Annotated in this window: 13 protein-coding genes; 7 read left to right on the top strand and 6 right to left on the bottom strand. The window is 41.7% G+C overall.

Annotation, left to right across the window (positions count from 1 at the left end; genetic code table 11):
- Positions 1 to 13 precede the first annotated feature (13 nt).
- Positions 14 to 1,054: a uroporphyrinogen decarboxylase gene (hemE, locus tag WFH04_RS00065; protein ID WP_336821999.1), complete on the bottom strand. Its 1,041-nt coding sequence runs from the start codon at positions 1,052 to 1,054 to the stop codon at positions 14 to 16.
- A 213-nt stretch (positions 1,055 to 1,267) separates the two neighbouring features.
- On the opposite strand from hemE, the gene WFH04_RS00060 reads away from it, so the two are divergent.
- The 3 genes from WFH04_RS00060 (at position 1,268) to WFH04_RS00050 (ending at position 3,836) form a co-directional block, all read left to right on the top strand.
- The gene (locus WFH04_RS00060; RefSeq protein WP_336821998.1) at positions 1,268 to 1,780 is read left to right on the top strand and encodes an antibiotic biosynthesis monooxygenase family protein; all 513 of its coding nucleotides are present in this window, start codon (positions 1,268 to 1,270) and stop codon (positions 1,778 to 1,780) included.
- A 96-nt stretch (positions 1,781 to 1,876) separates the two neighbouring features.
- Positions 1,877 to 3,046 (top strand): M20 metallopeptidase family protein, encoded by a 1,170-nt coding sequence (locus WFH04_RS00055; RefSeq protein WP_336821997.1) that lies wholly within the window; start codon positions 1,877 to 1,879, stop codon positions 3,044 to 3,046.
- Between the two features lie 241 nt (positions 3,047 to 3,287).
- Complete coding sequence (locus tag WFH04_RS00050; protein ID WP_336821996.1) at positions 3,288 to 3,836, top strand: competence protein ComK; 549 nt, start codon at positions 3,288 to 3,290, stop codon at positions 3,834 to 3,836.
- On the opposite strand, the gene WFH04_RS00045 is transcribed toward WFH04_RS00050, so the two are convergent.
- From WFH04_RS00045 to WFH04_RS00030, 4 genes are all read right to left on the bottom strand, one after another.
- The gene (locus WFH04_RS00045; protein ID WP_336821995.1) at positions 3,805 to 4,164 is read right to left on the bottom strand and encodes a YhjD family protein; all 360 of its coding nucleotides are present in this window, start codon (positions 4,162 to 4,164) and stop codon (positions 3,805 to 3,807) included. The genes WFH04_RS00050 and WFH04_RS00045 overlap by 32 nt on opposite strands.
- Before the next feature lie 151 nt (positions 4,165 to 4,315).
- Positions 4,316 to 4,903 carry a nuclear transport factor 2 family protein gene (locus tag WFH04_RS00040; RefSeq protein WP_336821994.1) on the bottom strand — a complete coding sequence of 196 codons (588 nt, stop codon included), beginning with the start codon at positions 4,901 to 4,903 and terminating at the stop codon, positions 4,316 to 4,318.
- 309 nt (positions 4,904 to 5,212) lie between these two features.
- Complete coding sequence (locus tag WFH04_RS00035; protein WP_336821993.1) at positions 5,213 to 5,887, bottom strand: response regulator; 675 nt, start codon at positions 5,885 to 5,887, stop codon at positions 5,213 to 5,215.
- Between the two features lie 19 nt (positions 5,888 to 5,906).
- Complete coding sequence (locus WFH04_RS00030; protein WP_336821992.1) at positions 5,907 to 7,064, bottom strand: sensor histidine kinase; 1,158 nt, start codon at positions 7,062 to 7,064, stop codon at positions 5,907 to 5,909.
- 142 nt (positions 7,065 to 7,206) lie between these two features.
- Between WFH04_RS00030 and WFH04_RS00025 the strand changes: the two genes are divergently transcribed.
- Both WFH04_RS00025 and WFH04_RS00020 read left to right on the top strand, forming a co-directional pair.
- The gene (locus tag WFH04_RS00025; RefSeq protein WP_336821991.1) at positions 7,207 to 7,839 is read left to right on the top strand and encodes a YigZ family protein; all 633 of its coding nucleotides are present in this window, start codon (positions 7,207 to 7,209) and stop codon (positions 7,837 to 7,839) included.
- A gap of 174 nt (positions 7,840 to 8,013) precedes the next feature.
- The gene (locus WFH04_RS00020) at positions 8,014 to 9,078 is read left to right on the top strand and encodes an LCP family protein (RefSeq protein ID WP_336821990.1); all 1,065 of its coding nucleotides are present in this window, start codon (positions 8,014 to 8,016) and stop codon (positions 9,076 to 9,078) included.
- Between the two features lie 167 nt (positions 9,079 to 9,245).
- Here the strand turns inward: WFH04_RS00020 and WFH04_RS00015 are convergent, their stop codons facing one another.
- Complete coding sequence (locus tag WFH04_RS00015; protein ID WP_336821989.1) at positions 9,246 to 10,289, bottom strand: glycosyltransferase family 4 protein; 1,044 nt, start codon at positions 10,287 to 10,289, stop codon at positions 9,246 to 9,248.
- 428 nt (positions 10,290 to 10,717) lie between these two features.
- On the opposite strand from WFH04_RS00015, the gene secA2 reads away from it, so the two are divergent.
- On the top strand, positions 10,718 to 13,084 hold the full coding sequence (gene secA2, locus WFH04_RS00010) for an accessory Sec system translocase SecA2 (RefSeq protein ID WP_336821988.1): 2,367 nt from the start codon (positions 10,718 to 10,720) through the stop codon (positions 13,082 to 13,084).
- Positions 13,081 to 13,974: an accessory Sec system S-layer assembly protein gene (locus WFH04_RS00005; protein ID WP_336821987.1), complete on the top strand. Its 894-nt coding sequence runs from the start codon at positions 13,081 to 13,083 to the stop codon at positions 13,972 to 13,974. Before secA2 ends, WFH04_RS00005 begins: the two co-directional genes overlap by 4 nt.
- The last annotated feature ends 116 nt before the right edge of the window (positions 13,975 to 14,090 follow it).

The raw sequence follows: 14,090 nt of genomic DNA, 5'->3' as shown, positions 1-14,090 counted from the left end.
AGTATAATTACAGTTATTTACGTAACTGCGCGCTATATTCATGTACAAATTCAGTAAGCTTTTTCAATGTTGCTGGCTGCACATCAGGGAAGACGCCATGGCCCAAGTTGAAAATATGGCCCCCATGCTCGACACCTTGCTCAATGATCGTCTTTGCTTTTTCTTCAATAGCCTTCCAGTCAGCTAATAGCAATGACGGATCCAAGTTGCCTTGCAATGTTTTTGTCAATCCGCGCTCGCCTGCTTCTTTAATCGATAAGCGCCAATCAAGGCCAACTACATCCACCGGCAAGTCATGCCACTCATTTGCAAGATGGCTTGCTCCTACGCCGAATGTAATAACAGGAATATTCAGCTTGCGGATTTCTGAAAAGATCCGGTTCATAACCGGCTTGACATACATGCGGTAATCCTCGACATTCAACGCCCCTACCCATGAATCAAACACTTGAATTGCTTTCGCTCCCGCTTGTACTTGAGCAGTAATGGATGCAATGATCGTATCACCCAACTTGTCCATAAGTGCGAACCACGCCTCAGATTCGGATACCATGAACGCTTTCGTTAAATGGTAACCTTTTGACGGACCGCCTTCAATCATATAGCTTGCTAAAGTAAATGGAGCCCCTGCGAATCCGATAAGCGGAACAGTTAGCTGTTCTTTCGTTAAAATTTTAATCGTATCCAATACGAAAGGAATATGCTCCTCTGGAGAAAACTCTCCTAAGTTGCGAACATCTTGCACTGAACGAATCGGATTCGAAATGACCGGACCAACATTAGGCTTAATTTTTACGTCTACTCCGATTCCAGGAAGCGGCGTAACGATATCTTTGTATAAAATTGCGGCGTCCACATTATATTGATCTACAGGCAATTTTGTTACATATGCACAAAGCTCTGGCTGGTGTGTAATTTCTTCTAAGGAGTATTTCTCTTTTATTTTTCGGTATTCAGGTTGCGAACGGCCAGCCTGTCTCATAAACCATACAGGCGTATGACCGACTTTTTCGCCTCTTGCCGCTCGAAGCAGTGTATCGTTAAAAGTTGTCATAAATCGATTCCTACTTTCATTTATAATAATTATAATCTAAGACGTTTCCGCTTACCAATATAGACGTTTCCGCTTGTAATGTATAGTGTTATACCTTCTTGTCATATAATTGTGCGCAATTGTTCGTCCGATTTTGCCATCATTTCGTCAATGTTTGTTTTATTTACCGTATTGGGGGAAAATATGAATACGATCGTATAGGAGGTAACTATGATGAATATTTATATGACAACTGGCACTAGGAGCTTTATGGACACTGTACGAGAAAAGCATTCCAAAGAACAAATCATCATGATGCACGGCGAAGGCCACACACTTTTATTGCATGAAACAGAAGGCAAATCCGTCTTTCAATCTCCGAGAAAATATGAAGTGATCAGCTCTTCGGGGCAACTTGAGCATGAAGGATTTTTCGTTTTCAACAATATTCCAGTGAGCGACGAGGGACGCCCTGTTTTTGAACATCGTTTTTCAAAACGTGCCGAGCTAATGGACACTCAACCGGGATTTGTCGCTTTCCGTTTATTACGTCCATTGGAATCGGATACGTATATCGTTTTGACGGAATGGAAAGAGTCCTCTTACTTCGATTTATGGAAGCATTCCGCTGCGTTTAAAAAATCACATGAACAGCTTAACACGAAAGAATATGCCGACAACACGACTCATATTTTCACAAGCGCTTCCTACATTACGACTTATGTAGCGAAAGAAGATGACGAATAACTCCCTTCATTCCAAACGGACCTGTTTGCCGCCCACCAGCTGTATTGCTATAATTTATAATTATTATACAAAAGAGATGATTTAGGGGGAATTGGAATGAATGAGCTGCTGTTCGAAAAGTTGGATAACGCTTATGAAGAGATGGTCGTCATGAGAAGATACCTTCATATGCATCCCGAGTTATCTTTTCAAGAACATGAAACCGCAAAATATATCTATAATTTTTACGCAGACTTGGGTATTGACGTCCAAACAGGTGTTGGCGGCAACGGGGTCGTTGCCCGTATTAAAGGAGGCAGGCCTGGCAAAACGGTCGCATTGCGCGCGGATTTTGATGCATTGCCAATTCATGATGAGAAGGATGTACCTTATCGTTCAACAGTACCGAACGTGATGCATGCTTGTGGACATGATGGACATACTGCCACTCTATTGCAACTGGCTAAGGCTATTAACGAGCTGCGTGAGGATCTTGCAGGCGAATATGTTTTCATTCATCAACACGCTGAGGAATATGCGCCTGGCGGAGCTATTTCTATGATTGAAGATGGCTGTCTCGACGGTGTAGATGTTATTTTCGGGACACATTTATGGTCGCTTTTTCCATCGAAGACGATTGAATATTTAAGCGGGCCTATTATGGCTGCTGCGGATCGGTTCGAAATTATCATTCAGGGCGCCGGAGGCCACGGAGCTTCACCTCACCAAACGAAAGATGCCATTGCAATCGGTGCGCAACTCGTCATGAATTTGCAACAAATCGTATCCCGGCGCATAGACCCGATCGAATCGGCAGTCCTTTCTATCGGATCATTTGTTGCAGATAATGCATTTAACGTAATTGCAGATTCTGCCAAATTAGGTGGTACTGTCCGGACATTTAAACCTGAAATTCGTCAAATGATGGAACAGGAAATGAGACGTATCGTCGAAGGAACAGCGCTATCCCATAATTGTGAAATCCAATTTGAATATTTCCGTGGCTATCCTGCTGTCGTTAACCATGAGGCCGAGACAACATTTTTAAAGGAAGTAGCAGAAACAGTACCTGGCGTAGACGCTGTCGTTGAAACGGAGCCACAAATGGGTGGGGAAGATTTTGCTTATTATCTTGAAAAAGTGCCCGGCACGTTCTTCTTCACTGGTGCCCAGCCTGAAACCCCTTATCCACACCATCATCCAAAATTCGATATCGATGAAAAAGCAATGCTCATCGCCGCTAAAACATTAGGTGCCGCTGCCCTCGAATATCAAAACAAAGCTTGAACAGCAGACTGTATTCATTGACTCCTTAGTTTGTCTTGAAAGAGCGTATGACGAGAATCATCTGAAAGCATTATTTACAGATGATTCTTTTTTGTTTTATCTACATCATTTTTCCCCATTCATTTACAGGGAAATAGACTTATTTTACATTATAGTCCAAATTATTCATTAAAATGGTTGCTTTTAAAATTTTCTGTCTTATAATGGAATATAAAAGTAAAACTAAAGGGGGCATTTGGTTATGAATCATAACAAAGGAAAATATATTATTTCCTACAAGACGTATATGTTGCAGCCGCAAAAAGACGGATTTCAATTCGATACGAAAGTCATTGAACGCGACAACACGTTTATTGTTCCTTCCAAACCTTTGGCAATCGTTTCAAGATCATGCGAATTTTATGGCAGTTCTTATCAAATTTTGCAAAATTCCTCTAAACTTTTCTTAGGGAACGTGCACAAAGTCCCTATACTCATCGCCCATGCTCACTCTGTTGGCACTCCTGTTATTTTCTTGCCGACATTATCACCGCATTCAGAGCAAAATGTATGGATTTCCTATCAAGCGATCAGCAATATCGTAGCTGACGATTTAGGCTGCACGGTACATTTGGAAAATGGAGTAAAAGTAAAATTGAACGTCTCTGCCACTACCCTCTATAGACAGTATACTTTTGCCGGACTGCTTGAAAGAGACTTTTTCAAAAAGCAAAAAGACTTAAATCGCTCAGCCCACTTATTTCCCGAATACAACCCTTTTACGTTTTTGCCATCGCAAAATAGGCACTAAGCAATTCCTCTGTCCGGTTGCGTAGCCGAACATTTAAATATCGACGATAATCTTCGTAGCCGCCATTCATAAAAATATACTCGGTGAAAAGCTCATCTCCCTTATTGCGTAGCACTTTCATATCATGGCGTCTCAAATACGCTTTCGTCTCTTGCAATTCGGACTGTACTTGTTTCATCGCACCGTCAATCAATCGGATATAAGGGCCTTTCAATTTGAATGGCCCTTTTTCGACCAGCTCCCGATCACGTTGCAAGATAATGATGACCATTGGCAAATAAATCATATTTTCAAAATGAGGCAATGCCTTCGCAGGAATTAAAGGCATCTCATTTCCTCCTCCCGAAAGAACATTTGTTCCTATTATATGCATATACCTTAAAAATATCAACATATTTAGGGAATCCAATATTCACCAGTGCCTCTTTCTGAAAACAAAAAACCGCCTGCGCAAAATAAAATGCGAAGCGGCTCTATTCCTATTGAGGCTTGTCTGCATCACCAATATAATGGACAGCAGTCACTTTCCAACCATCGTCTTCTTTCACCATGACTGTCACTTGCCTTCCAGTCGGTTTCGTTTCCAAAGCTGTTGATTTTTGCTTAAATACAGTTTGTAGATTCGCAAAAACTTGTGCTTCATTTTCGTCCTCGTTAAATTTAACAATTGTTACATCCGTTGCTTCCCTGCTCACTTCATATTCTTGAAAAACATCTTCCGTATAAGTCCGTTCTTCTTCAATCGAAAAGCCTTTCGGATTTTTGGATAACGTTTCCATATAACGATCGACATCTTGTGAGTTAAAAGCAGCCATATACTCATCAAACGCTTGGAGAATCAATTTTTTTTCCTCTTCCGAGACGTTCGTAGCTTCTTCGATTGTTTCTCCCGATAAATTGAACCCCACTTCTCCGCTTTCATCGATGCCATGATCTATTGAACCAAATTCACTAGTCTTTTCTCCATCATCAACTGATCCTGTATTCACATTCGGATCATCCTCTTTGCCACATGCTCCTAATAAAAGCATGGAAGCTGCAATCGACAAGAATATCGTTCTTTTCATTGTATAATCTCCTCCTGCACCATTCTACTTCAAAATAAAAAGGCCTTCCAAATAGAATGGCCTATCTTGTTGACAAACACTTGCATACTTCGAGATCTGTTGGATGCGTGTCATGCGATCATTGCTGCAAATTGTTGCCTCTCCTTCGAAAGGCATGCAGAACGTTGCACAATAAAACTGCCCTCTACATGGCAAGCGTTTTCAAGCCAAGTTGGACAAACACCTATCCCATGACTAAAAACCTTAAAAAGACTGTAGACAAAGTGAACAAATACTTTGCCTATAGTCTTTGTTAGCTAAAATATATTTTTACTTCACTTCAACCCAACCGTTTTTAATAGCTGTTACGACAGCTTGCGTACGATCGTTGACGCCCATCTTTTGCAAAATGCTGGAAACGTGGTTTTTTACCGTCTTTTCAGAAATGAAAAGTGTTTCTCCGATTGTCCGGTTGCTTTGTCCGTCTGTCAACAATTGGAGAACTTCACATTCACGTTTCGTCAACAAATGCAGTGGGCGACGAATGTCATTCTGATGGAACGAGCCTTTATGCTCTCTTTCGCTTAGTCTGCGGAATTCCGAAACTAAATTATGCGTCACTTTCGGATGCAAGTAAGAACCACCTGCTGCGACAACTTTAATCGCCTGAACGATTGCGTCCGCATCCATTTCTTTCAGCATATATCCTAATGCACCCGATTTCAAAGCATGTGACACATACGATTCATCATCATGGATTGAAAGCATAATTACTTTCGCATCTGGAAATTCATTTTTCAAGTTTTCAGTTGCGTCAACACCGTTCGTTCCTGGCATATTAATATCCATCAGGACGACATCAGGTTCAAATTGACGGTACAGCTCCACTACCTCGCTGCCATCGTCTCCTTCACCTACCACCTCGAATGAATCTTCAAAATCAAGAATTCTCTTTACTCCTTCACGGAATAATTGGTGATCATCCACTATCAATATTTTTGTCATAGTCATTCCCTCCCAATCCCTATTCAACAAAGTTACTTTTTTCTAAAGGAACACGGAATAGCACTGTTGTACCGCTGTCGATTGTAGACATAATTTTCATCTCGCCTCGAAGCAGTTCAATTCGCTCGCGCATCCCGATAATACCAAATGATTTTTCTTTCGTTTCGTTTTGATCAAAGCCTTTACCGTTATCTTTCACGACAATATTCATTGTATCACGAAGCCATTCTACTTTCACCCAAACATCCCTTGAATTACCATGTTTTACGGCGTTGGAAATGGATTCTTGCACAAGTCTAAAAATGGCAACTTCGATGTTCGAATCAAATCGTCTTTCTTGTCCATTATTCATAAAATGGATCGTAACACCTTTGTCATACTCCATAACAGTCGATACATATTTTCGCAATGTCGGAATTAGCCCTAAATCATCAAGCGCCATCGGCCGAAGATCATATATGATCCGCCGAACTTCATGGAGGGCATTGCGCACCATTTCCTTCAATTGACTCAGTTCGGACAAGGCAGCCTGAGGGCCTTTTTCGACAAAGGATTTTTCAATCAGGCCGGAGCGAAGCAGAACATTTGCAAGCATTTGAGCCGGGCCATCATGGATATCCCGAGAGAGGCGCTTTCTTTCATCTTCTTGCGCCTGGATAATTTGTATGGCAAATTCTTGCTTTTGACGAGCAGTTTCCAGCGCCTCACCGACTTTTTTCAAATCGGAAGTCAAATATGTAATGACCGTTGTTACTTGATTGACTAAATGGTCTGCTCGTTCGATCGTCTCAAGCAATGCGACGATTCGGCGATCCAATTCGTCTCTGCGGACGCGTAACTGTTTTTCTTCCATCCGATTGATCGATAGGCGGACAAGAAGGTCATTCGCAACTTCATAAGCTTGGCGCACTTCTTCCTCGGAATAATTCAAGAAGTTTTTCGACACATCGGCGAGCCGTCTGCGAGAATGGCGAGTCATGTCTTCTAAATAATCTCCCTCAGTTATTACCCGGGAAATGTCCTCTTTTATGATTTCCAATTCTTTGCGCATGTCATGGTAACTTTGACGACTTTGCTCACTGATCGTGAAAATATCATTTTTGGACTTATCCATTACATTAACCATATTGTCAAATATATTTTCCAATTTTTGTATGTCGATTGTCTTCTCTGCCAATCCAACCCCTCCCGCATCCTGCTCGATCGTACAACATAGGGTATGTTGCAGTATTCCTGAATTCCTTATACACTTTGATATTATATCATCATATACCTATTTGCGTATTAAGATTGTATTACAAGTGACAGGAGTGTAGCAAATGAGAGAGGATTATCGTACCGTCAAACTTGAAGGCGAAAGTGAAATCGTCATACAGAAATCACGGTTCCTTACCTATGTAAGACGGGTGGAGACTGAAGAGGAAGCAATTGAGTTCATCCAGGAAATTAAAAAAAAGCACCATAACGCCACTCACAATTGCTCGGCATATATGATTGGAGAGCACGATCAAATTCAAAAAGCGAACGATGATGGAGAACCTTCCGGGACCGCTGGCGTACCCATGTTAGAGGTTTTAAAGAAGCAAGGGTTAAAAGATACGGCAGTTGTTGTAACCCGCTACTTTGGAGGCATTAAATTAGGAGGAGGCGGCCTAATACGAGCTTATGGACGCGCTACAACCGAAGGGATCGCAGCAACTGGTGTAGTCGAACGTAAATTGCATCAAATCGTCAATATCACCATAGACTATACATGGCTTGGTAAAGTTGAAAACGAACTGCGGCAATCACCATATCCTTTAAAAGAAATGCTTTACGAAGAAAATGTGCGCATCGTCATGTATGTTCCAATGGCAGAAACCGATAAATTTTACGATTGGATTACAGAAATGACGAATGGCCAGGCAGAAATATCAGCGAATTCGACAATCTTCCTTGAATTTGATGCGTGAAACAGTATACGAGAAAGATATTTAATAGTATAATGATGAAAGTTGACTGATAGTTGCATGAAATAGGCATTTCGACTGTGATATGCCGTTTAACTGTCGAGCCATCATAATGGCTAAATAAGTTGGCGCGGATTTGCAATCCAATGCCAATTTTCTTGGAGGCTCTTACGAGATATGAAAAGAAAAGATTTTAAGAAATTTAAAAAGAAATCGTCAAAAAAGCGACTGGCCATAAAAGTCGGTTTGCTATTCTCCTTGTCCGCTCTTTTACTTATTGCGGCTTACGCGCTGTCGTTGCAACAAAAAGCGGAACAGGCTGTTGACCGGGCATTCGAGGCTGTGCCGGAAACACCGAAATCGGAGCTACGTGCTGAGGCAAAAGTGGAACCTGCCAAAGACAATGTTTCCATTTTATTAATTGGTGTAGACGATAGTGAAAAGCGTATGCAAGGGGACGCCAATAGCCGTTCAGATGCTTTGCTTGTCGCTACGTTCAATCCGGAAGAGAAATCTGTGAAGCTGCTTAGCATTCCGCGTGATGCTTACGTTTATATCCCAAAAGTGAAATATAACGACAAAATTACACATGCACATGCTTTTGGCGGCACACATGCTGCAATTGAAACAGTCGAGGAAATGTTGGATATTCCAATCGACTACTATATTAAAATGAATTTCAATGCATTCATCGAAGTTGTCGATGCATTGGGCGGCATTGAAGTTGAAGTGCCTTATGACCGTCTTGAAAAAGACGAAAATGACAAAAATACAATTCAGTTGAAAAAAGGACTTCAAGTTCTTGATGGAAGACATGCGCTTGCACTCGCTAGAACTCGTAAGTTAGATAGTGATTTAGAACGTGGAAAACGCCAACAGATGATTCTTCAAGCAATCATTAAGGAAATGGTATCCGTCAAATCAATCACGAAATACGGCGATGTCATCGATGCTGTCGGTGATAATATGAAAACCGATATGACCTTTAAAGAAATGACGTCTTTCTGGGAATATGGTAAAGGCGGCATGCCTGATATTGACGCGATTACAATAAAAGGCTACGATGATTGGTCGACAGGTGTCTATTACTATAAATTAGATGAACAAGACTTAGAAAACATCCGGCAAATTTTAAAATCGCATTTAGGGTTGATTCCGGATTCTTCTGCTCTTACTGATAGTAATGGCAATATCGGGTCGGTAGACGAAACAGCAAATAGCTCAGATGATCTTTCAAATTAATTCAATATGAGAAAAGGCTATTTAAGGATTTTAAGCAATCCTGAATAGCCTTTTTCTTTATACTGAAATGCTTCCCTTTATACAGTTATGCAAAACATACTTGCCGCCAAACGAATCTAAAAATCGGCGATGTACGATAGGCTCGTACATCGCCGATTTTACATTGACTATTTTCCAATCATACGGACAAGATTCAATAATGGCCGATAATTCGTGCCCGCTAAACCAATAATTTCAACGAACAATTCAATCGCAATTAGCATGACGACAATGAGAACAATCGCTCCCCAAACAGTCGCCTGCGAGAAAAGGACAGCAGCTACGCCAAATAAAATGGCGATTCCGTAAATAATCAACACCGTTTGTCTATGCGAAAAGCCTACACGCAATAAGCAATGATGCAAATGCGATTTGTCAGGAGCTGAAATAGGCTGTTTCATCCTTATTCGGCGAACAATTGCAAAGAATGTGTCCGAAATTGGAACACCTAACATAATTACTGGGATGATCAAAGATATGACCGTCATGTTTTTAAAACCTAAAAGGGCCAAAACAGCTATCATATATCCTAAAAATAAAGATCCCGTATCCCCCATGAAAATCTTGGCAGGATGGAAATTAAAAAATAAGAACCCTAATGCGCTTGCGGCTAATATTGCAGTCGTTGCTACAACAAACACATTTCCCATTAAAACTGCCATGACAGTCATTGAAATAAGTGTAATTGTAGAAACCCCTGCCGCCAAGCCATCCAATCCATCAATGAGATTGATAGCGTTTGTAATTCCAATAATCCAAATGATCGTAATTGGAATGCTAAAGTATCCAAAATCAAGTTGGCCAAAAAACGGTAAATTAATAAAATCAATTTGTAAGCCGCCCCATGTAACAGCGACGCCAGCAGCAACCAATTGGCCTGCTAATTTCGCTTTGGCGGTAATTTCTAACATATCATCCAGAAAGCCTGTTAAAATAATGATAACGGCTCCGATTAGAATTCCGACTGCATGCTCGTCTGAAGGGCGCAATACCAAATAACCGATCATGAAGGCGCCGAATATTGCCATGCCGCCCATACGAGGCATGATGGTTGCATGCACTTTCCGATAGTTCGGACGATCGACTGCGCCGATCCTAAACGCCAATTTCATAACGAGCGGAGTAAGTATAATGGAAGCTGCAAATGCAACAGCCATAGCAAGGAATAACATGTCCTTCCTCCCCGAGAAAACAATTATTTAGATAGCCACAAGTATTATAGCATGTTTAGAAAAGGAAAGCATCCCACTTTATTATTTGACCAGTTTGCCACTACTGTACCCTATTCACAAGACCTCTATTCTGCAACATTCCATACTATTATTATACAATTCCTGTTCAAGGTAGTCATTTCAGTTTTTGTTTGATAAAATAGAACAGAATCCGCATTGGAATCAAACAGGCCAAGGCATGATTACGTACGGATTTTTTCGAGCCTGCTCGAAGCTTCCCAAACTATCCGTAACATCGGCCGGAGGCTTAGCTTGAATCAGTTAGGAGTCGAACTGCCTCTGATTTGAAACATAGTCTTGTATTTATCCCCGTCACAAAAAGTGGGGACTTCTGCTGAATCAAGTTACATAAAGGAGCGTCTATTATTATGTTATCAATGTTTAAGCGTTCAAATCAAACAAGCGAAAGACAACTTCGCAAATATCGTAAAGTTGTCCAACAGATAAATAAATTAGAATCAAAATACGAACCGATGTCAGATGAAGAATTGGCTCATATGACGGAAGTTTTCAAAGAACAGTTAGCGGCAGGAGAAGCGCTGCAAGCAATCGTACCTGATGCATTTGCTGTCGTTCGCGAAGCATCCAAGCGCGTATTAGGCATGCGCCATTTCGACGTACAGCTGATCGGCGGCCTCGTATTAACGGAAGGCAATATCGCTGAGATGCCTACTGGTGAAGGTAAAACGCTTGTCGCTTCCTTGCCGTCTTATGTTAGAGCTTTGGAAGGCAAAGGAGTTCATGTCATTACAGTGAACGACTATCTTGCAAAACGTGACTACGAACAAATCGGCCAAATTCACCGTTTCTTAGGTTTGTCTGTCGGTTTGAACGTGCCGATGATGCAAGGACCTGCGAAACAAGAAGCCTATTTGGCAGACATTACTTACGGAGTAGGAACAGAATTCGGCTTTGACTACTTGCGGGATAATATGGTGCAGCATCCTTCTCAAAAAGTGCAGCGCCCGTATCATTTCGCCATTATCGATGAAGTCGACAGCGTTTTGATCGATGAAGCGAAAACACCTTTAATTGTCGCAGGTAAGATGCAGGCGGACCCCGATTTACATTTTATCGCCGCGCGACTTGCAAAGCGATTTAAACAAGGTGTGCATTTTGATTTTGACGATGAAACAAAAGCCACTTCCCTCACTGACGAAGGCATCGAGCAAGTCGAAAAGGCTTTCGGCATTGATAATCTATATGACTTGGAGCACCAAACACTCTATCACTATATGATCCAAGCAGTCCGTGCTTATGTCATATTCAAAAAAGATGTCGATTACATCGTCCGCGATGAAAAGATCGAGCTTGTCGATATGTTCACTGGACGTATTATGGAAGGCAGAACACTATCCGATGGCCTCCATCAAGCGATTGAGGCGAAAGAAGGCCTGCCGATCACCGATGAAAATAAAGCACAAGCACAAATTACAATCCAAAACTACTTCCGAATGTATCCAAAGCTAAGCGGTATGACAGGTACAGCGAAAACGCAAGAAAAAGAATTCCGCGAAGTCTATAATATGGAAGTTATTCAAATTCCGACAAATCGTCCACGTGCGAGAATAGATTCTCCGGATAAGGTTTTTGCAACGATTGAGCAAAAGTATGAAGCGGTTGCGAAAGAAGTGGCAAAACGTCATAAAAAGGGACAACCTGTACTTGTCGGAACAACATCCATTTTACAATCCGAAAAAGTCGCTCAGTATTTAGATAAATATAATTTAAATTATCATCTATTGAATGCAAAAAGTGTCGAGCAGGAAGTTGATCTAATTTCCCAAGCTGGACAACCTGGACATATTACAGTCGCAACGAACATGGCTGGTCGCGGCACAGATATTATGTTAGGCGAAGGAGTAGAAGAAAATGGGGGCTTATTCGTCTTAGGTACAGAGAAGCACGAAAGCCGCCGAGTCGACAACCAGCTGCGTGGTCGTTCCGGCCGTCAAGGAGACAAAGGTGAGAGCCAGTTCTTCATTTCCCTTGAAGACGATATGTTTAAACGTTTCGCCAAAGATGATCTGGAAAAATTCATGAAAAAAGTGAAAACGAACGAAGAAGGGCTTGTTGAAAATCCGGAAGTCCATGAATTGACGGAACGCACTCAACGAATTGTGGAAGGGGCACACTTCTCAATGCGTGAGTACAACTTGAAGTTGGATGATGTAATCAACGACCAACGCGGCGTCCTTTATTCATTGCGTGATAAAGTCCTTGAAGGCGAAGGTCTTTTCGATCAGTTGAAAACGATGGTTTCCGAAGCTGTCGAGTTTGTCATATACGATAGTTGTCCAGAGAATGAAACACCAGATCAGTATGACTTCGATCGAATTGAACGGACATTGAACGGATTGCTATTGGAGCCGTTTGACTTGCCACGCACTTTGGAGAAACCACAAGATATACTGAAAATATATGAGCAACCAGTTGCAGAGCTATTTGCATATCTTGATACTTTCGCTGATAATGAACAGGTCAATCAATTAATTCCGCAAGTGATGTTAAGTCATATTGATACGATGTGGGTGAAGCATTTAGACGTCATGGGCCGCCTGAAAGAAGGAATTGGTTTACGCTCCTATGGACAGGAAGACCCTATGCGGATTTACCAGCGGGAAGGATTGCAATTGTTCGCAACACATTATCAGAAATTACGCCGAAATATCGCATCTGAAGTGATTAACTTCATGAAGCTTATTTCGCAGCAAATGGAGGCCCAAGAATCATGAAACTATTTTCTATGTTTAAGAAAACCGAAAAAACAGGGGCAGACAGTACAATTGATTCCCAGGAAATTATAGAGGGCGCTGCACAGTCTGCGGGGACCGATGAAGTTGAAACAGAGCTTTCCCTTCATCCTCAATGGAACCTTACGCAAGAGCAGGAATACGTATTTCGCTTTTTAGCAAATGAGCTTGAACCATTGAAACCGAACCAAATTTCATTGTCAGGGATCGATATTGACATTGAACCTGCAAACGGCAGCTGGCTCGTTAAATCATTCTTCCGTTCTTCTCTTGAACAATCGATTTCTGTTGGTTCAGTAGAATTAATGCTTTTAGATGAAGACGGTAAAACGCTTGCTTCACAGGAATTCGATTTAAAAGAGTTAGGCGATATTCCAGGAAAAAGTTCACGCCCATGGGTATTCGTCTTCACGAAGGAGAACATTTTTGCCGAAGAGCCGCCGACAGAAAATTGGAAGTTAGCATTTAACGTCCAATCAATGGTTCCGCACAAATTAGAGTTGGATCCTGCTTGGGAAAAAGGATTGTCCGATGAACAAAAAGATGCTCTATCTAAAGTAGTTGACAAAATGCCAAAATTGAAACCGCGCGAAGTGAACTTTGCCGGCTTCCAAGTGAAGAAACAAGAAGACGGTGGAATTGCAGCTTCCATCTTCATCCGCAACGGCCATTCAAAGCAAATTAATATTGAAAAGCTTCCATTGGAATTAGTGGACGCAACAGGCGATGTCGTCGCAAAAGGCTCTTTTGCACTTCCACCACTTTCCGTTAAAGCGAATACTTCAAAACCATGGACTTTCATTTACCCGAAAGAGATGGTACAAAAAGAGAACCCAGATTTCTCCCGCTGGACAATCCGCGTTCCGCAATAATTCGTAAAGGGGCTGTCCAGAAAGTCAGTGAAAACTGATTTTCTGTGATAGTCCCTTTCTGGTTGGAGAATAAATGGGGAACCCCTGACAACCGTCGCTTTCCGTTCCAGGCGCAC

The sequence above is a fragment of the Sporosarcina sp. USHLN248 genome, assembly GCF_037144575.1.
Classification (GTDB): Bacteria; Bacillota; Bacilli; order Bacillales_A; family Planococcaceae; genus Sporosarcina; species Sporosarcina contaminans.
The sequence above is the reverse complement of the archived record's forward strand: the minus strand, read 5'-3'. Positions and strand labels throughout refer to the sequence as shown.